Origin of the sequence: Filimonas effusa (assembly GCF_004118675.1) — a bacterium.
Lineage (GTDB): Bacteria > Bacteroidota > Bacteroidia > Chitinophagales > Chitinophagaceae > Filimonas > Filimonas effusa.
Map to the genome: position 1 here is coordinate 675,931 of NZ_SDHZ01000001.1, position 20,884 is coordinate 696,814.

Sequence of the window (20,884 nt, forward strand, 5' to 3'; positions counted from 1 at the left end):
TTACAATTTTGTGCTTGCAGTTATTCAATCCCGGGCAGTTCTCCCTGTAATGGTATTTCTTGGCAGTAGAACTTTGGCAGATATAAACATACGTGGGCGCTTCATTACATATAGATCCATTTAGCAGCATAACTGCAAGTAAGAGTGCTTTCATTCAGGGCGCATATTATTGGTTGGTACATAGGTATTAGCCTCTGCTCCTCTAAGAGATTGCAGAGGGGCTGTCATTATCTGGTATGACAGCCAGGTGAACAAAACTTACATCCGTCGACCTTATCATATTTTGCCCGCGCAGCAGCTACTGCCGGATAGCAGGATGTAAATATTCCCAGGTGGTCCCTGTTGTTTACCGAAGGAAGGAATTGGCAGTCTTCATTATGCACTTCGTGATAACCGTCTGGCTGCGCTCGGTTTGATACATAGTAGCTCTTTGACATTGTTGTTGCTTTTGATGTATCAAAAATAGATAGGAGAACAAACTGTTTCTTACGGGAAACCGTAATCGCTAAATAACCCCCATGTCCTTGCAATACGCTATGAGCTGTTCGTTCTTCGACATCTCTAAAGAACTCTTGATAACATTAAGGCGTTTCTCTATACTGCTTAAACTCGATGGGTGGATTTTCTTTTGCTGTAAATGAAGAGGAATGTCTTTCTGAGGTGTGCCATCTGCAAGTGCTTGTATAACTGCGATATCGAAATCGTTGAAGTTAAAACAGTTTTCGCTTTCAGCTTTTTGCCTCAGATGTCTTGGATAATAGATCTGGTTTTTCGATATGCTTTCTATCGCCTGTTTTAGCTCCTTGGCGTCATTTCTGGCCTTACGCACATAACCGTCTATCTCAAGCTCATCGAATAAACGCTTGATGACAGCGCCGCCGCTTTCAGCCGAAAATACCAGTATGCGCAGGTCTTGCTGAACCTGCCTCGCCGCCGTAATCAACTCGGCGCCACCCGGTATCTTTTGTTTATTATGGTCCGGTTCAAAATACAGATCTGTGATTAAAAGATCGTACGACTCATCATTCTTTTTACTTCTCTCTATCCTTGCCAAAGCGTCGTCGCAGTAATATACGTAATCGGGACTGCCTATTCCCAGCTCTTCAAGTGTCCTTTGTAAAGAGAGGTTGGCGCTCTCATGATCTTCAGCTATCAGTACTTTTTGTATCATTTTAATTTATCCTATTGGGAAAGAAATCAGGATTTTAAGCCCTGTCGTTGTCTTATTGTCAAAACTAATCTTCCCCCGGATAGTCGTTATACGGGAAACCGTATTATTAAGTCCGTTCCCGTAACGAAATTCGGCCGGCAAACCAATGCCGTCATCTGTATATTGAATTTGTACCTGGTTCTCCTGTTGTCCAAACTTGATAACCACGTTGCCGGCGGAACTATGTTTTTTCATATTAACCATAAGCTCTTGTAATATGCATTTCACTTCCTGCCTCACATTTAAACTAACTCTTTCCCAAAGCTCCTCGCGGCTCCCAACAACCAGTACTCTCCTGCTGCCATTGGCAAATGATTCAAGTAGCTTATTTAATTCGTCATGAAAAATGGCATGAGCGCTATCCTGCTTTTCATACGATATGTCACGTGACCGCTCATACATATCTTCAATTTTATCCAGTAAGAGATTTTTTTCTACGTGATCCTGGTGTTCGATCTCTGTCATGATGCGGTAAAGCCCGTTGGCAACAATGTCATGAACTTTTTGGGAGGTCTTCAGCCTGCTTTCACGGACGGTGTTTTCTGCCTTGAGCAGTACCTGCTGCTTTCGCTTGCGAAACCATACTATCAGGAACACAATTGTTAATGACAACAGCAATCCTGCAAAAATGAAGATCAAACGCTGACGGATCATCTCGGACTGCTTTTCCGCGTTCTCCTTTTGTAGCTGCAGGTTCTCAGCCTTGTGTTTCTCCGCCTCATAACGGATAAGCGCAAACTGGTTCTTGGCCGCATTTCGTTTTTGCTGTAGACTGTCATTTAATTGAAGATAACGTTCAAAATATGCCTGGGTTGCTTGCACCGGCGATAGCTTGATAAGCTTCTGTAGCGCTTCTAGTTGATCATCCGGACTCTCAAGCTTTTGGGCTATTGCATACATCATTTTCGAGTAGAACAAAGCCGAGTCAGGATGTGGAAGAAAATGATAGTCTGCCAAATGGGCATAGCTCGCATTTTGCCCCCATTCGTCCTTTACCCGCTTTTCAATCTGAAGGGCGCTTGAAAACGGTGGAACCGCATTGTAGCTGGAATCCTTCAGCCACTTTGTTTTGGCAAGATTCGATAGTATACGTGCATATTCTTTGGTGTCGGGCGTCGCTACATTTAATAAAGAATCATAAAGCGACAGGGCCTGCGTATACTGCTGTAGGTTTTGAAACGCAACCGCTTTATTATTAAGTATGCGCCACTTGAATTTGGCCTCCGGGCTAAATCGCAATGCGAGATCATAATACCTGATGGCTGTTTCATAATTACCCAGGCGTGAACTGGTTAATCCCAGCTCATTATAGTTGGCCGAAAGACAGTAGTGATCCCCTGCTTTCTTTTCGTCGAGGTGTTTTAATGAAAGCAGCAGGTTTTCCTGGCTTCCAAAATAGTCGCCCGCATCCGATTGTATGGAGGCCATATAACTATAGGAAACAGCTACCTGTGAACTGTCTTTGGAGTTGCCTGCTACATCATTGAAATAATAAAAGGCAGAGTCCTTGTTACCATAGTAAAAAAGCGATTCCGCTTTCTTGTAATTCGGCTCTTTCTTCGCAAGATGGGGTGCAGGATGCCGGTCGCAGGCGCAAACATAAAAAGCAAGGGCCGTTAAATAAAGATTGCGGGTTTTCAAAATAGCAATTTGACATAAAAATAGAAAAAGAATAATTTTATTATGATAAAAAATAAGGCAAGATTACTCTTGCCTTACCATTTACAATTAAGGATTCGCTGGAGGAGGTGGAGGTGGTGCTGGCGGAACATGATCCGTTTCACCGCCTGTATCACCGTCATTGGTGGTTTGTGCTGTATTATGACTGCCAGACTGCGAGCCCGTGAGATTTGGACATACCAATCCCAGGAACATATAGAAGAATATGTATATCATTTTAATTTAATCTTTGAGGTTTAAGAAGTAAGTATGCGCACCGCGGGCCATTGCTGGCTGCAGTTGAAGTGAAATAAGAAGCGCTTCTTATGTTCTTGGGAAGTGGAGTGCCGATGGCGGAAGCTTATAAATGCTTCCCAAAACGTCTATTTGCTCCCGTCATCGTTACTCTTATGAAATCAGATGCTGTACAGTAAAACCAGTTAGCTAATATGGCTTCATTTGATTTCTAACTCAAAGATAGAACGGTATAAGTCGTTGATAAACAATTGTTCCGATCATTCCGGTCTTTCCTGGAATTCCGGCGGTAATTCCGGGAAATCCTCTGGAAGAGCCAGAATGCTTGGAATAAATTCCGATAATTCCTTTTAGTATAGTTAATATTTAAATTATGTCTTATAGAGATTGCGTCAGAAACGAGTACTATAGAAAAAGGAAAGCCAATCAGCTTTCCGTAAAAATGATAGAACTAAAACGTTCAGGTATCAGAGAAGAATGCTTGGCGCTTTTAGAGCAGCGATGTGAAAACGGCGATGAAAATATATTATGGGCAATATTTGGTCCGGCAGATAAAGGTTCCTCTCTTAAAGAGATGATTTATAAGTATGATATAGATAGATTTCGACCTTTGGTGAAATTCTTGAGAGAAAATACAGGGATCAGAGATTTGGAGGATATTGACTTTTTAGCATGGCTGATTGATTTTCAGCCGAGGCCTTATAAGATAGACGTAGATTATCTGGCATTGGATCGGAAAAGGGAATCTGAAGTAATGGCTGCTCAGGAGGAAAATGTAAATGCCCGCGGCAGAGATAATATTCCGAAAGGTTTGCCCGTTGCGATTATAGAGCCTGTGGAAGAACCTGATTTGCCTGAGGGAGGGGGAATATCTGCTGGAGAAGCGCCGGTTAGACCAGGAAAAGATAGTACTGGTGAAGGCGTTAAAGTCGGAGTAACGCTAACTTCGAAACTTGAAAATCAGGAGGAAGGTATCGGGAAAGATTTCTTTACAGAAAGCAAAGCGCGTTTTAGAAGGTTGACAGCCTGGTTCTATGCTAGTAAAGCTATAAGACCTGCAATGCTAATGATAATTGCCTCTATGATTGCTTACTTTTTGTCCATAGACGAACCTCGGGAACAATCATGTATGTACTGGAAAGACGATCATTTTCAATCTGCTCCATGTTATCTGAACATACCAGGAGCATCTCTTATAGCATTGGATGCTCAAAAAGCAAATAATTTCCGGAAAATCACCGACTGGCGCACCATTACTCCTAAAGACATAGGCGTGGTTTTTTATGGGAAAAGTGTAGATACTGGTGTAAATATTGAATTATTTACCTGCTATGGCATACATCCTGTCAATCCCAATATAAAGCTGAAACCAGTGACAAAATATATCTATGGTAGATACATAGAGCCTAAAATCAAATTACTTCAGGATTCAAGTAAAAGCCTTACGTTGAATCAATAACTCTGCTCCATCAAAACCCTGCCGGTAAAATCCGCACAAATGCACCTGACAGCAAAATTTGCGGCAAACTTCTTGTCTTGTAATTGGGACGCCCGTTTCTTCCGGGGGCCAGGCCCCCGGAAACTTCTTCTCCTCCCATCTACGAAAAACTACGCTTTATATACGGGCCTTAAAGCCGGAGTAAACCTGCCCATAACCACCACACATTTACACTTCGCCGCCTGTCCTTCGCCTCCCCGCCACAAAAGGGGTATGATACCGCTCTAAAAACTGCTTGCGCGAATCCTTATAACTGCTCACGCCGCCAATCAATTTAAGCACCCGTATATAATACCACGCCAGATCTAACTGGTAAGGCAGAAATCCCGAACGCGCACTGGAAGGATACAGATGATGATTATTATGCCATTCACCCGCTACATATCCCGGCCATAACTGGTTAATAGAATTATCATGACGATTATAATCTATCCCATCCCGCTGCTTATCTTTCTCTCCCTTGGCATGACCTTCATAATTAAACGTCCTTACACCCACTGCCCAGAAAAAGGCGCCCCCGAATAAAGCACAGGCCAGCCCATGACCGCCCAGCAGGTAAAACACGCCATACCAGAATCCCCAGTTCAGCACCCAATGAAGAATGGTCTGCGATGGCCTTGCAACAGATCCCCATTTCTGATACTGCCTGAAGTCATTGCTCCGCACACCGGTATGTTTCATTAACCCCAATACCCTGTTATAATCCTTCTCATCCAGGCTCCTCGATATAGGCTGATGATTAACATCTGCCAGGAAACAATAAAGAAAACCGCCTGAAGCGTTATAAGGATCGCCCGGCTGATCCGATTTTGCATGATGTACATGATGCGAAATAACATAGATCTCTTCCGGTATGATCTTCAGCGATAAATTACGCGTCACAAAACGCCAGAAACGATTGCTGAACACATAAGCCCGGTGGGTGCAATAACGATGATGCCAGATCGTTCCATGTGTCCCCATCAGTACCATGCTGTAAAGAAAACCCGCCAGCAGAAAAAGCCAACTGAAATGAAATACCACGAAGAACACAAAAAAAGGCAGCAACGCCACCACCTTAAACCAGCTGAAAAATGATAACCAGTTTTTCCGGTTACTAAAAACGTTTAATCGCGAAACAAACTCCCCCAATAACTTACGTTTCGAAGGAACAGAAAGCGCGCCAGAAGTATCCGTCCACCCATAAGATGGCCTTTCCAGCACATGATCTAAAAAAGACATGAAGAAAAATTGAAATGATGAATTTGGTTATGTTATCAGACAACAAAGACTAATGCGAAACTATGGAAGACATAGTGGTTTATACAGAATCCTTCGCGATGTGACCCTAACAAGATAGACTATTTTCCCGGTCTGCCAGCTTGCAGCCTTTTCTTAATGCGCTTTTAACATATTTCCTTCACACTCACCTCCATTTTGTTAAGAAATACACTCCCAAAATGACTGGCAAAAGCCACATCTGCCGCATCCCGCCCATAAGCCATAATAATACGGCCGCCCACAGGCTTTTCCATCAAAGCATCAAACGTATACCACCGCCCGCCCACATAAGCCTCAAACCAGGCGTGCAGATCCATTGGCTTTAAATCATGCAGGTAACCTACCACCATCCGGGCCGGTATGTCCAGGTTTCGGCAAAGCGCAATAGAAGCATGTGTATAATCACGGCATACACCCGTTTTACTTTGCAGGACATCCAATGCGCTGGTAGAACTGTTGGTAGTACCATATTCCCGTGAAAAATGAGCATAAACCCATTGCCGGATAGCCTCAACCTGCGCATAACCAGGTGATACGCCCTCGACTATCCGGCTCGCCAGCTCCGTAACCTTGTCCGATTCACAATACCTGCTGGGAAGGAGAAACTGTAACACATGATCCGGCAGCGCCTCTACAGGAGTATACACGGCACTCATGTCTACATCGATGCAAGCATCGCATTCCGCAACAACACTGGTCTCCAGCGTAAAATTACCCGCAGGGATTATAATACGTTGACATATATTACCATACCCGTCTACATACTCGTTGATAGGCACCTGCGGCGTAGTCCAAAAAGCCTCCTGCCTGATAAACTGCCCCGGCCCGCTCTTGGAACGTAACATGAATATACTGGTAACCGGGGCATCCGCGTACATCTCAAAATAGGACGAAGCTTGTAACAACATAGCCAAATATACCTTTATCCAACCGCAACGCCGGCATTATCTCAATGAACATCCCATTGCAATTGTTACCAAATGACAACTGGCGCTATCTGTTACTGCGCCAACTTTACATGAAATCTAAAAAGCGAAAAAATGAAAACCGTACTAATTACAGGAGCTACCAGGGGAATAGGAAAGGAAATTGCCAGGCAATTGGCGGAAAAAGGCCTGTTTGTATATATCGGCAGCCGCAATATCGAAAAAGGCATAGAAGTAGAAAACCAATTCAAAAACCAGGGAGTCTCTAATATTAAAGCCATTGAAATAGACGTCACCAACCCCGGCACCATCCTGTCTGCCAAAGAGCAGATCGAAGCGGAACAGGGAAAGCTGGACATCCTCATCAATAATGCCGGTATTCTCGGTGGCGTTCCGCAAAAAGCGTCCGATACGCCGGTAGATGCCATCCGCGAAGTCTTCGATACCAATTTCTTTGGAGTCATCAGTGTAACCCAAACCTTCCTCGATCTCCTCCGGAAATCAGATTCCCCCCGCATCAGTAATATTACATCCGGGCTGGGTTCCCTCACTCTCCACAGCGATCCCGGTTGGCCTTATTACGATGTAAAAGGCACCAGTTACGTTCCATCTAAAACAGCACTAAATGCCTATACGGTTGTACTGGCTTACGAACTAAAGGATACGCCGTTTAAAGTAAATGCAATAGATCCGGGTTACACCGCTACGGATTTCAACAACCACTCAGGCCATCTGTCCCCCGAAAATGCTGCCGCTTTTATCATTAAACATACGCTGACGTCAGAAGACGCGCCCACAGGCAAATTCTTCAGCAACGATATAAAAGACGAAAGCGAACAAAGCCCCTGGTAGTAAGAAGTAATAGCCTGTCCGGAGATACTGTGTGCCGGTATCGTTTCTAAGTAACTGGTATCGGCATACAGTAATATTGTATGAAAACAGCCTTATCTTTAAATATCTGGCCCCATGATAAAATAGAAACGAATGAATAGTGAACCACTCATCAACTACCTTTTACAGTTCGGCTCCCTGAATCAGCAACAGATCGATTTAATCAACGCCTCACTAACGGTCAGAAATTACAAAGCCGATGCTTATTTTCTCAAAGCCGGCCAGGTGTCCAGGGAAATCGGGTTTATAATAAAAGGAGTGGTAAGGGTTTGTTATTATGATAATGAAGGAAATGAGATCACCCGCTACTTTATTGATGAAAATAATTTTCTGGTAGATATTGAAAGCTATAACGCAGGCATCCCTTCTATAGGTTATGTGCAGGCTGTTACCGATTGCGAAATGCTTATCCTATCCAAACAGGCAATGGAAAACCTGTCCAATACAATTATTGTGTGGGATTCTATCGTACATAAAATGATAGCAAAAGGACTTTCAGAAAAAGTAGCCCGTATCAGTCTTATGTTTCCGAAAGATGCTACGGAACGTTACCTGTTTTTCCTGGAGAAGTTTCCGAACCTTGCCAACAGGGTGCCGTTGCAGTACATCGCTTCCTATATAGGTATCACCAAACACTCACTGAGTCGTATCCGTAAAAGTATTCGCTAAATCAGGCCTGATCTTCGTCTGTTAGTGCTTCACTGGGCCAATACTTTTCATGCCAGTGTGCTTCCAGGAATGCGGCAACCTCTTTAGGTTTGCCCGTACCCAGCAGCAAGTGTTTCTTACCCTCGAATTCAATACTGATCCCATACCTTCCCGAAGCAGTGTAAGCCTTACCTTTATGGCCAATTCTTATGCCCCATCCGCCATAATCTTCCATAGCATTATATTGTACTACTGAAATAGATTTCACCCGCTCCTTTCGGATAACTTTATCTTTTCGCCTGAAGGGAGTGAACCTGAAATGAATCGTCTCGTCAGTAATGGTAACATGCAAGATCATTCTGATAAGCAGTACTACTACAATATAAACAACTACAATAGGAATAGCCAGTGCGGTGTAAAGCTGAACCTCATATAAATAGGCATATACCCCTTGTGCTACCAGCGCTAATAAAATGATGGCAAGAATAATATAGATCCACTTTTGTCTGAATTGCTGTTTTTCTGAGAATAAGTTACTGTTAGGCATAGCTATGAAATTGGGTTGTTAGGTAAAGTCTTGTTTATACCACCATTCTGCCCCGCAATACCCCGGAAAACCACTCTGTCAGTATTTCGAAAACATCATTTTATAAACAAGAAACCTATCTCCCTTGCCTATCTCAAGCCCGGTGTTCGACAGTGAGTAGATCGTTAGCGTATCATTGGAGCTACTGCCTGTTAAGATAAGCTTATTTTCTAAATATTTTATACTTGTTCCATGCTGTAATACCGCTGAATTTATAAACAACGGTATCCTTGGCTCTGAAAAACAAACTTTCCGCAAAACCCGATGCGATAGCGTCATCGTGTCCCTTAAATAAGTTCTTCCACTTACCAGTAAATACATCCTTACTGTCAAGCGAGCTGGATTCGTATTTCCAGTTGCCTAAAATAGAGTTACCGTAATCGGAGCTATCTTTTTTACAGGCAGCAAAAAAACAGATAAGCAATCCGGTTAAAAATAAAGAAGTATATCTCATTCCAACAATCTCCCCCTCCTCGGGCATCGGCATAACAGCCCCTCCCTTCGAAACCATGTTAACCCTCGTCTACGACAAAAATGGCCATACTTTACCTGAAGCGGTTCCTCTGTTTTATCAAACCAATAAATGAGTGCAAATCAATCTTACCACCCCTTTACAGCGCCCCCTTTAAACGCCTTCTCCGCAGCCTTCACCACTTCATCCGACTGGTAAGCCTTAACAAAATTCTTCACCTTATCCGCCTCTTTATTATCCTCCCTCGCTACAATCACATTCACATAAGGCGATTCCTTATCCTCCTTTAAAATCCCATTCACATCAGGATCAAGTCCCGCCTGTGCGGCGAAATTGTTGTTGATAATGGCAATAACAACCTCCTTGTCATCAACAACCCTTGGCAACTGCGGCGCCTCTATCTCCAATAACTTAAGCTGCTTCGGATTCTCCACTATATCCGTGACCTTGGGCAGAAGTCCTACACCACCCTTCAGCTTAAGTAACCCGTATTTCTGCAACAGCAATAGAGAACGGCCTCCATTCGTTGGATCATTGGGAATAGCCACGGTACTGCCATTAGCCAACTCCGAAATATTCTTGATCTTCTTGGAATAAGCCACTATCGGGTAAACAAAAGTATTGCCCACTACAGCCAGCTTATACCCCCTTTGCTTCGATTGAGCCTCTAAATAGGGCACATGCTGAAAAGCATTGACATCCAGTTCTCCATTATTCAATGCCTCATTAGGCACCACATAGTCGTTAAACGCTACCAGTTCCACCTCTAGCCCATATTTCTCTTTCGCCACCTGTTTGGCAGCTTCAGCAATCTCCCTTTCAGGACCGGAAGTAATGCCTACCTTAATATAATTCGGATCATTCTTTTTAGATGCGCCGCCACAAGCCTGAAGCAACCATAATCCCGCTGCCAGCACTAAAAATCTCCCTTTGTTCATTTGAATAATTGTTTAATAATTTATTGCTCTTATAAATACCGGCAACTGGTTTGGGTTGCCTTATCTATGATCAAAATATTTCGAAAGCCTGTCACCTGCAAATTGTATGGTAAACACTAATGCCACCAACAGTATCAATACCGCGTTCATAATAACAAAGTCATAACCAATATACCCATACTGGTATCCGATCTGTCCCAGCCCACCGGCACCCACAGCGCCACCCATCGCCGAATAACCAACCAATGTGATCAATGTTATCGTCGCATTATTAATGAGCGAAGGCAATGCCTCTGGTAGTAAAACCTTCCTGATGATCTGCATAGGACTAGCCCCTAATGCCCTTGCTGTTTCAATCAATCCCCCCGGGATCTCGAGTAAACTATTCTCCACCAGCCGCGCAATAAACGGAGCGGCTCCAATGCTCAACGGTACCAGCGCCGCTGCCATACCAATGGAAGTTCCCACCAATGCCCTGGTAAACGGAATCATCCATACGATAAGAATGAGAAAAGGAATAGACCGGAACACATTCACCAGCACCGACAATATCCGGTTATAAAGCCTGTTGTCAAGCAGTTGCCCTTTACGCGTGAGAAACAAAACGATCCCCGTCGGTAATCCAAGCAAAAACCCAAAGAACCCCGAAACGAAAGTCATAAATACCGTTTCCCAGGTGCCTTTTAATAGTAAAGAAATCGTGGTATCGTTAAGCATAACCCTTGATAGAATGTTGAATATTGTTTACAGATAAATAGGAGAGGGTGCCGGCATTTTCATCCGCATTACCCTGCAGGTGCAACAGTAACTTCCCAAAGCTCGACCCTTCTATATCTTCCAGGTCAGCCCTTAACAGCTTATGTCTTACCTTATGATCCTGGTACAATACAAACAGCAGCTCCTCCAGGACTATGTTCCCCGTAAGTTCCACCTCAACCAGGGGCAATAACCCCGTCGCAGCATCTTCTTTAAGATGATTGGCTAGCGATTGCGGGATGGTCATTACATCCGGCGTCAAAAACTGTTTGATAATTGGATGTTCCTTATCCGAGATAACATCCTGCAAAGTCCCTTTGGCAACAAGCTGACCCTTATCGATAACGGCTACATGATGACTGATAGCCTTGATAACCTTCATCTCATGTGTGATAAGCAGAATGGTAATATTCAGCCTTCTGTTAATATCCTGTAATAGCTGTAGTATCGATTGAGTTGTTGCCGGATCGAGCGCACTGGTAGCCTCATCACACAACAACACATGCGGATCATTCGCCAAAGCCCTGGCGATGGCAACCCGTTGCTTTTGTCCACCCGATAAACTCCTCGGATACTCAAGCGCTTTATCTTCCAGCCCTACAATCTTCAGCAGCTCATTCACCTTCTCCGTAATCTTTTCCTTAGCCACACCGTCAAGTTCCAGGGGCAATGCCACATTCTCGAACACCGTCCTCGACGACAGTAAATTGAAATGTTGAAAGATCATTCCTATCTTCTTCCTTTCACTGGCTAATTGCCGTGAGTTCAGGCCCGTCAAGTCGGTTCCATTTACAAACACCTGCCCTTGGTCTGGCCTTTCAAGAAGGTTTACACATCGTATAAGCGTACTTTTACCCGCCCCGGAAAACCCGATAATCCCCAAAATATCGCCCTGGTCTACCTTAAGACTAACAGCATCCAGCGCCTTGAACGACTGCTTTTTCCTATGAAAAGTCTTGGAAATATTTCTGATCTCTATCATTGTCATTACTCCTTAATAAATATCAAACTGCACCCGCACAGCGTTATGTCATAACACTATGACTATATGCATGCTCTTCAGAAGAAAACCATGTAGGGTGAAACTCATAGCCAATCCTCTTCTAAAACGAGCTTTTTTTGCAGAAGGCAGCGCAAAGGTAAGGATAATGTCTACAAAGTTGGTGTAGTAATGGTCGTTGTGCTGCTTAATAGCGCAATGGATCGGTTTGACGCAGAGTGTTGCCAATTATGGTTTCCCATAATGAAAATTCTTCTGCTAGAAGGAAATTTGATCGGTAATTAATTTGTGAATTAAAATCAACTTGTATGAATCTTCTACCCGGCGAAGAAGTTCTTGTAGGCTTACATGGCAATAAAACAATCCTTACTAGCAGGCGGCTTCAGACGCTTGAAAAAGGTTGGGGAAGCCGCTCCCTGGCTGTAGTATTTCTCGAAAACATTTCACTGATAGAAGTGAAAAAAACTCACAATGTCATATTGCTCTGCTTGGCGGTTGTTGGCATAGCCGCTGGAATTATAGAGCTGAACAATAGTCAATCCTCTTTATCAATGGGGATATTGTTTACTGGGATAATACTTATGCTTTTCTGGTGGTTCTCCGGAAGAAATATTGTTAAGGTATCATCAAAAGGAATAGGTACTTTAAGTATTGATGTGGTTGACATCTCAGATGCTGAGGTTGATTCTTTTATTGAAGATATCCAGTCGGCACAGGAAAACCGGCTTAAGCCACAGTTACACGCAGACTAATGCTCTATACTGGTTTATGGCAGGTCTATGGGGTTGAAAAGAAAAGCCCATAATCATACTAAAAATACGCTAAAAAAGAGAGAAAAAAAGGCCTGCCCAACGGAGGCCTTTTTTATATATCAATTCCGCTACTTAAATCGTATATTATAAGTCGCCCCAATCCCTACATGCTGCAAATTGCCTCCGTTATTATCACTCCGGAGTATTCCGTTATAAAACCCGAAAATATTCCAGTCGTAATTATGATATCCCACTTCCGGCCTTATATAAAACCCGCCTTTCGCATCGGAAACCCCGGTAATAAAACTATACCCCAGGTCAGAACCAATAAAAAAGCCCTTAGCCGAAGGATAATACCTCACAAAAGCGCCTAACGGAATAGTTCCGAAATCACTAACCCCTTCCTTTCCAAAAAAATGATTATACCCGGTCGTAATACCAGCGCCTATATGATTCGTGGTCATGATCTGCCCTTTCAGATCCGCTCCCAGCACAAAGCTGCTGAAATCAGAAAGGTTGCCGATCGGAGCGCCTGCATTAGCCCCTATCTTAAGCCACGAATTCCTGCTCGTAATTTCTCCGTCCGTAGTTTGTGCAAACAAGCTCACTGAGCCCGCCAATGCAGCCAGAATTAAGATGTACTTTTTCATATGTTACTCATTTACACCCTCCTAATACAAACTGCATACCAGTATCGCAATCCACCACAGAACAAAATTCCACCAGCTATCCCTGTTTTGACTTCTCTTTCCGGTGATTTGGATAACTCCCGCAAAGATTATCCCCCGAACTTTACCCCTCAAACAATATCACATGATACAGGCAAAAGGATATGCAGCACAAGCCGTAAACGAACAATTGGCTCCCTGGAATTTCGAAAGAAGAGAGATCGGCCCCCACGACGTTCAGGTCGAAATTCTCTACTGTGGCGTCTGCCACTCCGATCTCCATGCTATCAGGAACCACTGGTTCCCCGGCATCTTCCCCCTGATCCCCGGCCACGAAATCGTAGGACGCATTACAGCAGTAGGCCCGCACGTCAAAAAGTTTAAGACAGGAGACCGCGCAGGCATAGGTACCATCGTCGACTCCTGCCGCCAATGTTACGACTGCCAGTCAGGCCACGAACAGTTCTGCTCGGTATCACCCGTTCAAACCTATAACAACCTCGACAAAGCCGGCCAGCCCACCTACGGCGGTTATTCCAATACAATCGTGGTTAACGAAGACTTCACCCATCACATCTCCCCGGATCTCAACCTGGCCGCAGTGGCCCCGTTATTATGCGCCGGCATCACCACCTGGTCGCCACTGCGCAAATGGAATGTAGGCAAAGGTCACAGGCTGGCAGTTGTAGGCCTCGGCGGACTGGGTCATATGGCCGTTAAGTTCGGAGTAGCCCTTGGCGCCGAAGTAACTGTTGTCAGTACCTCGCCAAACAAAGAAATAGCAGCCAGAGAACTCGGCGCTCACCACTTTGTCGTCTCTAAAAACGAAGAACACATGCAGTCCGCCGCCCGCTCCTTCGACTTTGTATTAGACAGCGTCTCAGCCGATCATGACATCAACCCGTACCTCGCCCTCTTACGAACCAACGGCACCTATATCAATGTAGGGCTGCCTCCTAAACCCTGGGAAGTCTCATCCTTCTCCGTGGTAGTGGGTAATAAGGCCATCACAGGCTCCGGCGTAGGCGGATTGCAGGAAACCCAGGAGATGCTCGATTTTTGTGCAGAAAACAACATCGTAGCCGATGTCGAGCTCATCGATATTAAAAATATCAACGAAGCATTCGAACGAATGGAAAAAGGCGATATCCGTTACCGCTTCGTGATCGATATGTCAACTTTGTAATTTATCATTTCCCCCCAATATCCCCGGTCATTTCAGGCATTTTAATAATTTTACCCCGCTTGGCACTTAAAGTCCATGCAGTACGTATTATGCCATATGGGATCCAGCTGTAAAAACAGGAACTTCCGGTCGCGCATATGTAAAATAGGATTAACTGTACCGTTGCAGGTAATAACGTTACTTGCAACGGTAGTATTAAAAGCTATATGAATAAAAATGTCTTCAAAATCGTATTGGCAGCGCTTTGTCTCCTGTCGATAAACGTCATAATCGCATCCGTAGCAAATAAGCTGTCCCGCGAAGTACCCGTAACAGAAATAACCATAAAGGCCCCGTTCGATATGCCGCGCATTAAAATGCCCGATTTCAGCAGGTCCCCTAAGTTCAATATTACAAAATATGGTGCAGTACATAACGATAAACAAAAGACCTCCGAAGCAATCGCCAAAGCGATCGATGCCGCGAATAAAGCCGGCGGCGGAATAGTGGTTATCCCGGCAGGAGAGTGGCTTACAGGTAAACTGCATCTCAAAAGCAACGTTAACCTCTATCTCGCCAAAAACGCCGTACTGCTGTTCTCCGATGATCCCGCCGATTACCTGCCTGCCGTTCACACCACATGGGAGGGACTGGAATGCTATAACTATTCACCTTTGATCTATGCTTACCAATGCCACAACATCGCCATCTCCGGCGAAGGAGAACTCAAAGCAAAACTCGATGGCTGGAAAGACTGGATGAAAAGACCACCCGCACACATGGCAAGCATAAAACGTTTGTACAACCTGGCCTGGGAATGTACTCCGGTAAAAGAACGGCAAATGGTGAACGATACCGCACACCTGCGTCCTCACTTCCTCCAGTTTAACCGCTGCGAAAACATCTCCGTAACAGGCATCACCATTACAAACAGCCCTTTCTGGACCATTCATCCTTATCTCTGCCGCAACGTAGTCTTAAGAAATCTCAACATCTATGCCCATAGCCATAACAACGATGGCGTCGATCCCGAGATGAGCCAGAATGTGCTGGTAGAAAACTGCATTTTCGACCAGGGCGACGATGCAATAGCCATAAAGTCTGGAAGAAATCCCGAAGGCTGGCGTTTAAAAACGCCTTCAAAGAATATCGTGATCCGCAATTGCACCGTAAAGAACGGACACCAGCTCCTGGCCGTAGGCAGCGAATTATCAGGAGGCATCGAAAATGTTTGGGTCGATAGCTGTACTGTTGTCGATGGCGCCAAACTCTACCACCTGCTTTTTATAAAAACAAATGAACGCATGGGCGGCTACGTGAAAAATATCCACTTCACGAATATTGCAGCCGGCAAAATAGACGAAGGTATCCTGGGTATTGAAACAGATGTGCTGTACCAATGGCGCACGCTGGTGCCTACCTACGAACGCCGCCTTACACCTATCAGCGATATCTATCTCGATAACGTGAGCGCCAGCGAAGTCAAATTCGTTTCAAGAATATTAGGCGAACAGGAACTGCCTGTCGAAAAAGTACACCTGAAAAATATTACTGCTAAAAAAATAACAGATAGGGAATATATTCACAAAAACTCAAACCAGGTAACCATTCAGCCCAAATGATAACCACGCGTAGCGACAAAAACGGTAACGCGTGTTCTCCCGGGTATGGCTGCAGGTCATTTTATTGATGTATTCGCTCTGATTACAAAACTCATTTAAAACGCAATCCCAAATTGAAAGCCGATTGCTACAGTAGAAGGCTGATTGTTGCCGAACCTGGCAGGTACTGGAAGCGCAATAAAATAGTTGTAGTCTTTCGATCTTTTAATGATCTTATTGAGTACCGGTGTTACGCCATATCTGCCCGACGTTTCAAAGGCTAATCGGTTAGCCAGCGTAAAACCATGTCCCAGGGAAACCAGTAAGCCCGGATGAAACAGTAGGTTATTCATTTTGCTCGTCCCTTCTGCCGCGCGGATGAAGGGAACGATCTCGAATGTGAAACCTGTCTTCTGGCTTTTCCAGATATTGATGCCCACAGGTAAACCTCCTACATAAGCTCCGTCAAAATTTGTATGCGCTCCGCCATTGCCAAAGGTCACAATCGGATGCATGATACCGGCATAACCAGTGATCTTCGGGTAAATCGTAGTGTTGGTTTGGGCACTGGTAAACTTAAATGGAATGCTGTACATAACAATTGACAGCACAATAGCTTTGTGAATGGCAGTTACTTTCATGTCGTGTTTGCTAAATGAATAAACTGCAATGCTATCCCGTTTCCATATCCTGAAATAGAATAGAATTAACTATTGGAATCCTTTTTACCTTTTAATAGCTTTTTTTTGAATTCAGAAGGCGTTTCTCCCATTTGTTGCTTAAAAATGCGGGTAAAATGACTTTGATCCGAAAATCCGGTAAGGTAGGCTACCTCCGTGAGAGAATAACTGGATGTCTTAAGAAGTGTAATAGAACGTTCAATCCGCAATTTCCGTATATAGTCACCATACGATAGGTTGTCGAAGTATTTGGAGAACTCCCTGGAAACATACGATGGATTCACATCGAGGTCTTTCGACAAATCCTTTAACGTAAGGCTGAAGTTGGTATCGATTTGATCCTGGATAAGCGATCTTAATTCCATTACCCAGTCAGGTGTTTTTGGGTTGTCTTTGTTACGAATGTACCTGTTGAATATTTCTAACAGCATTTGCTCTGCCGGGCCCGCCTGGGTATGTTTCAGATGGTGCAGGTGTTTAGCCCACGTATAAAGACCGTCATATATGGTCATGCCCATGTCCAGCAAATGATGATCGTCCCTGATATTATCGGCAAGCCCGGCGAAAATAGCTTCCAGGCCGGCAGCCTGGGGGGCAAAATCATGCCGGTCAGTGTCAGCTCCTCTTATAATAGCCGCCATCCGGTTAAGGGCCGGATCATTTAAACGATGCTTTTTTAGAAAGTAGTCGAACGTACACTTGCCTTCATAATGAGTATATTCCACTCCCGGGATGTCGAACGGAGTGGCCTTTAATTGCTCCGCTTGTGGTAGTACCTCCTGAAATGGCACATAAATGATTTCTGCTTCAGGATCTATAAAACGTTTTATAAGCCACGGGCAGGCTATCCTGTCTATCTTCGGACGTTCACGGGTGATCCACTTCATTGTTACTGTTTTGCTGTCTGTACACGCCTAAAATAATGAATCTGTTACATTGTTTTAAGGAATGTTTTCTGCTCCATCGCCTTTACGCTGCCTCCATATGATCACGCCATCTGCGTTATTCGGTCGGCGTCCGGCCGCACAGTAACACGTGCATTCCAGTCTGTTAATATGGTGATCGTTTGCCCCGGGCTTCCTGTTCCCCAAATGGTTACTTTTTCATTCTGCTGTAATATCATGTGGTTCGGGAAAAGCGATGGTAATTTGATCGCCGAAAAACAGGGGCTTGCAAATAACGCAAGCAGCATCGCTACAACAGCTGCTCTATACATCATATTGGCAATTTACAAGAGAATTATGACTGATACGAAAGACAAGTTTTCGGTCAAACTTTCAAACTTTAGGTCAATCATTTCTCCGGCAAAATCCATTCATTATTTCGTACTTTAAGATCAAACTTTTCCAGGTAGTATATGTCAGATACAAAGTAAATATCTTCATACCCGATTCAACAACGATATGCTTAAGTCCAGAATGATGCAATACAGTCCAGCTTTGCCCTCCTCATTTGTAAATGTCTTTCGTCGTGTAGCAATAGCACTTTGCTTTTGGCTGCCCACACTAACGCTTCCGGCGCAGTCGTTTTCGTTCTCTAAAGGAAAACCGGTGACAATAGTGTATAGCCCCGATGCGCCTGAACTCGATGCTATCGTTGCGCATCTGCTGGCAAAAGACCTGCAGGCCGCTATGAACATTCATGCTGCCATTACAGCCGGCCCCGTAAAAGCCAAAGGCGACCTTATTGTTATCGGTACAGCAGCATCCCGGTTAGTTCAAAGCTATCTCCCCCAAAAAACACCCGTTCTGCAAAAGCTGGAAGGGAAATGGGAATGTTACGCCTGGAACATCGCAACCAACCCTTCCGATCCCGCCTCAAAACTTTTTGTCATAGCCGGAAGCGATACAAGGGGCACAGCCTACGGCGTCTTTGCGCTTTCCGAAAAGCTCGGCGTCTCTCCATGGTCATGGTGGGCCGATGTGCCGGTACAGCCTAAACAAAAGCTTACGATTACCGAAACCGGGTATTGCTCAACTCCCCCTGCTGTAAAATATCGCGGCATCTTCCTTAACGATGAAGACTGGGGACTAACACCCTGGAGTACCTTCACCTACGAACCCGGCATTCCACTCAGGGGAAATGCAAAAGGTTCGATAGGCCCTGAAACCTATGCCCGCATCTTCGAACTTTTACTTCGCCTGCGCGCCAACAGTATCTGGCCTGCAATGCACGAATCCACAACAGCATTTTACCTTACACCTGGTAATAAGGAGGTCGCAGATAAATATAATATCGTTGTAGGTACCTCACATTGTGAACCCCTTATGAGAAATAGCGCTGTTGAATGGGATCTTACGCAGAAAGGAGATTACAACTATAAAACCAATAAAGAAGGAATGCTTTCCTATTGGGAAGAAAGGCTGAAAGAACTTAAGAATTCGGAAAATATGTTCACCATAGGCCTGCGCGGTAAACACGATGGCAAAATGCAGGGCGTGAATACACCCGAAGAAAATAAAACTGTTTTGGCACAGGTCCTCCACGATCAACGCCTGCTTCTCCAAAAGTATATCGATAAAGATCTCACAAAAATACCCCAGGTCTTTATCCCCTATAAAGAAGTGTTGGATGCTTACAACGATGGTTTGGAAGTGCCCGGTGAAGTAACGCTCATCTGGTGCGACGATAACTACGGTTATCTTTCGCATTTCCCAAATGAAAAAGAACAGGCGCGTAGCGGCGGCAACGGCATTTACTATCATGCCTCTTACTGGGGAAGGCCACACGACTATCTATGGCTAGGCACTGCAAACCCGGCATTGATCTATCACCAGATGCAACTGGCTTATGAGAAAAAAGCCCGCGAAATATGGATCCTAAATGTCGGTGATATCAAGCCGCTCGAATACCAGGTCGAACTATTTATGAACATGGCATGGGATATAGAAAAAGTGCGTTCACAAACCCCCGCAGGTCATCTCCGCCAATGGCTTTCACGGGAATTCGGAGCAGTGCATGCCAAAAAACTGTTGCCCGTAATGCAGGAATACTATCGTCTGGCATATGTCCGTAAGCCCGAGTTCATGGGTAATACAAGAACCGAAGAAAAAGATCCGGCTTATTCCGTTATCAGTGATTTGCCCTGGAATGAAATGGAAATTGAAAACAGGTTGAGTGCCTATGATACTTTATCTCAAACTGTACAGCAAATAGCAACGGAAATACCGTCAGCAAGTCTGCCTGCTTTCTTCGAACTGATTCAATACCCCGTACAGGCGGCAACACAAATGAACCGTAAACTCCTGTATGCCCAGTTGGCCCGCCACGGCAAAGCAAATTGGCAACAGTCCGATCGTGCTTACGATAGCATCATCTCCCTTACAAATAAATATGCTTCCCTGCTAAATGGTAAATGGGGGCGGATGATGGACTGCCAGCCCAGGAAATTACCCGTTTTCGAAAAAGTACAGCAAACAACAGCAGCATCCCCGCTGCCTGCATATAATAAACCAGCCTGTTTGCTAAACGGAACAGACTTTATCTCCATATCCAAAGAACAGTTCAAAAATAAACCAATTGGCTTGGGGTACCAGGGTAAAGCATTGGCATTAAAGAAAGCAACAAAAGTATCCTGTAACCTAAAAGCAATTGCTGCCGATTCAGTGCTGGTTGAATTGAGGCTTTTACCCAATCATCCTGTTGCGGGAGACGAACTGCGTTTTAAAGTAGAACTGAACGGTGCTGCTTCAAGCGCAATATCATATAAAACACACGACAGGAGCGAGGAATGGAAAGAGAATGTACTGCGTAATCAGGCCATCCGCTCAATAGTGCTGCCTGTAAGTCGCATAAAAGAAAATCTGTTGACAATAGAGGCCTTGGATGAAGGTGTGGTGATCGATCAGGTGCTTATTTACCACCGTTGATTATCTTGCGGCTTAAACCAGTTGATTGTTTACATGGCCTCAGAACTGCC

The 20,884-nt window shown here is 44.5% G+C and carries 20 protein-coding genes; 7 read left to right on the top strand and 13 right to left on the bottom strand.

Translation table 11 applies throughout. From position 1 onward, the window contains the following. Positions 1–505 precede the first annotated feature (505 nt). Positions 506–1,171 (bottom strand): response regulator, encoded by a 666-nt coding sequence (locus ESB13_RS02565; protein ID WP_129001471.1) that lies wholly within the window; start codon positions 1,169–1,171, stop codon positions 506–508. 6 nt (positions 1,172–1,177) lie between these two features. Beyond that, on the bottom strand, positions 1,178–2,851 hold the full coding sequence (locus ESB13_RS02570; RefSeq protein ID WP_129001472.1) for a tetratricopeptide repeat-containing sensor histidine kinase: 1,674 nt from the start codon (positions 2,849–2,851) through the stop codon (positions 1,178–1,180). 646 nt (positions 2,852–3,497) lie between these two features. Between ESB13_RS02570 and ESB13_RS02575 the strand changes: the two genes are divergently transcribed. Continuing rightward, positions 3,498–4,583: a hypothetical protein gene (locus ESB13_RS02575; RefSeq protein WP_129001473.1), complete on the top strand. Its 1,086-nt coding sequence runs from the start codon at positions 3,498–3,500 to the stop codon at positions 4,581–4,583. A 207-nt stretch (positions 4,584–4,790) separates the two neighbouring features. Here ESB13_RS02575 and ESB13_RS02580 read toward each other — a convergent pair whose 3' ends face one another. Then, the gene (locus ESB13_RS02580; RefSeq protein ID WP_129001474.1) at positions 4,791–5,843 is read right to left on the bottom strand and encodes a fatty acid desaturase; all 1,053 of its coding nucleotides are present in this window, start codon (positions 5,841–5,843) and stop codon (positions 4,791–4,793) included. Between the two features lie 164 nt (positions 5,844–6,007). Beyond that, entirely contained in the window at positions 6,008–6,727 is a 720-nt protein-coding gene (locus tag ESB13_RS02585) for a transglutaminase-like domain-containing protein (protein WP_246022415.1), read from the bottom strand. 195 nt (positions 6,728–6,922) lie between these two features. Between ESB13_RS02585 and ESB13_RS02590 the strand changes: the two genes are divergently transcribed. Next, the gene (locus ESB13_RS02590) at positions 6,923–7,660 is read left to right on the top strand and encodes an SDR family oxidoreductase (protein WP_129001476.1); all 738 of its coding nucleotides are present in this window, start codon (positions 6,923–6,925) and stop codon (positions 7,658–7,660) included. Between the two features lie 132 nt (positions 7,661–7,792). Then, positions 7,793–8,368: a Crp/Fnr family transcriptional regulator gene (locus ESB13_RS02595; RefSeq protein WP_129001477.1), complete on the top strand. Its 576-nt coding sequence runs from the start codon at positions 7,793–7,795 to the stop codon at positions 8,366–8,368. Between the two features lies 1 nt (position 8,369). On the opposite strand, the gene ESB13_RS02600 is transcribed toward ESB13_RS02595, so the two are convergent. The 5 genes from ESB13_RS02600 to ESB13_RS02620 all read right to left on the bottom strand — a co-directional run bounded on the left by ESB13_RS02600 (position 8,370) and on the right by ESB13_RS02620 (position 12,081). After that, a complete protein-coding gene (locus ESB13_RS02600; RefSeq protein ID WP_129001478.1) occupies positions 8,370–8,894 on the bottom strand; it encodes a hypothetical protein in 525 nt (174 codons plus the stop codon). Positions 8,895–9,096: 202 nt separating this feature from the next. Then, positions 9,097–9,444 carry a hypothetical protein gene (locus tag ESB13_RS02605; RefSeq protein WP_129001479.1) on the bottom strand — a complete coding sequence of 116 codons (348 nt, stop codon included), beginning with the start codon at positions 9,442–9,444 and terminating at the stop codon, positions 9,097–9,099. Positions 9,445–9,533: 89 nt separating this feature from the next. Further along, positions 9,534–10,343 (bottom strand): methionine ABC transporter substrate-binding lipoprotein MetQ, encoded by an 810-nt coding sequence (gene metQ, locus ESB13_RS02610; protein ID WP_129001480.1) that lies wholly within the window; start codon positions 10,341–10,343, stop codon positions 9,534–9,536. Positions 10,344–10,403: 60 nt separating this feature from the next. Then, on the bottom strand, positions 10,404–11,060 hold the full coding sequence (metI, locus tag ESB13_RS02615) for a methionine ABC transporter permease MetI (RefSeq protein WP_129001481.1): 657 nt from the start codon (positions 11,058–11,060) through the stop codon (positions 10,404–10,406). Further along, positions 11,053–12,081: a methionine ABC transporter ATP-binding protein gene (locus ESB13_RS02620; protein WP_129003222.1), complete on the bottom strand. Its 1,029-nt coding sequence runs from the start codon at positions 12,079–12,081 to the stop codon at positions 11,053–11,055. Before ESB13_RS02620 ends, metI begins: the two co-directional genes overlap by 8 nt. A gap of 326 nt (positions 12,082–12,407) precedes the next feature. Between ESB13_RS02620 and ESB13_RS02625 the strand changes: the two genes are divergently transcribed. Beyond that, on the top strand, positions 12,408–12,851 hold the full coding sequence (locus ESB13_RS02625; RefSeq protein ID WP_129001482.1) for a hypothetical protein: 444 nt from the start codon (positions 12,408–12,410) through the stop codon (positions 12,849–12,851). A 128-nt stretch (positions 12,852–12,979) separates the two neighbouring features. On the opposite strand, the gene ESB13_RS02630 is transcribed toward ESB13_RS02625, so the two are convergent. Then, positions 12,980–13,501, bottom strand: coding sequence for a hypothetical protein (locus tag ESB13_RS02630; RefSeq protein ID WP_129001483.1), 522 nt, complete (start codon positions 13,499–13,501; stop codon positions 12,980–12,982). A gap of 163 nt (positions 13,502–13,664) precedes the next feature. Here ESB13_RS02630 and ESB13_RS02635 point away from each other — a divergent pair, with 163 nt between their 5' ends. Both ESB13_RS02635 and ESB13_RS02640 read left to right on the top strand, forming a co-directional pair. Next, the gene (locus ESB13_RS02635) at positions 13,665–14,705 is read left to right on the top strand and encodes an NAD(P)-dependent alcohol dehydrogenase (protein WP_129001484.1); all 1,041 of its coding nucleotides are present in this window, start codon (positions 13,665–13,667) and stop codon (positions 14,703–14,705) included. Positions 14,706–14,911: 206 nt separating this feature from the next. Next, complete coding sequence (locus ESB13_RS02640; RefSeq protein ID WP_129001485.1) at positions 14,912–16,306, top strand: glycoside hydrolase family 28 protein; 1,395 nt, start codon at positions 14,912–14,914, stop codon at positions 16,304–16,306. Positions 16,307–16,401: 95 nt separating this feature from the next. Here the strand turns inward: ESB13_RS02640 and ESB13_RS02645 are convergent, their stop codons facing one another. The 3 genes from ESB13_RS02645 to ESB13_RS02655 form a co-directional block, all read right to left on the bottom strand. Next, positions 16,402–16,926 (bottom strand): hypothetical protein, encoded by a 525-nt coding sequence (locus tag ESB13_RS02645; RefSeq protein ID WP_220399534.1) that lies wholly within the window; start codon positions 16,924–16,926, stop codon positions 16,402–16,404. Between the two features lie 65 nt (positions 16,927–16,991). Beyond that, the gene (locus ESB13_RS02650; protein ID WP_129001486.1) at positions 16,992–17,852 is read right to left on the bottom strand and encodes a chromate resistance protein ChrB domain-containing protein; all 861 of its coding nucleotides are present in this window, start codon (positions 17,850–17,852) and stop codon (positions 16,992–16,994) included. Positions 17,853–17,953: 101 nt separating this feature from the next. After that, positions 17,954–18,184 carry a hypothetical protein gene (locus tag ESB13_RS02655; protein WP_129001487.1) on the bottom strand — a complete coding sequence of 77 codons (231 nt, stop codon included), beginning with the start codon at positions 18,182–18,184 and terminating at the stop codon, positions 17,954–17,956. A gap of 184 nt (positions 18,185–18,368) precedes the next feature. Between ESB13_RS02655 and ESB13_RS02660 the strand changes: the two genes are divergently transcribed. Further along, a complete protein-coding gene (locus ESB13_RS02660) occupies positions 18,369–20,834 on the top strand; it encodes a glycosyl hydrolase 115 family protein (RefSeq protein ID WP_220399535.1) in 2,466 nt (821 codons plus the stop codon). Positions 20,835–20,884 lie beyond the last annotated feature (50 nt).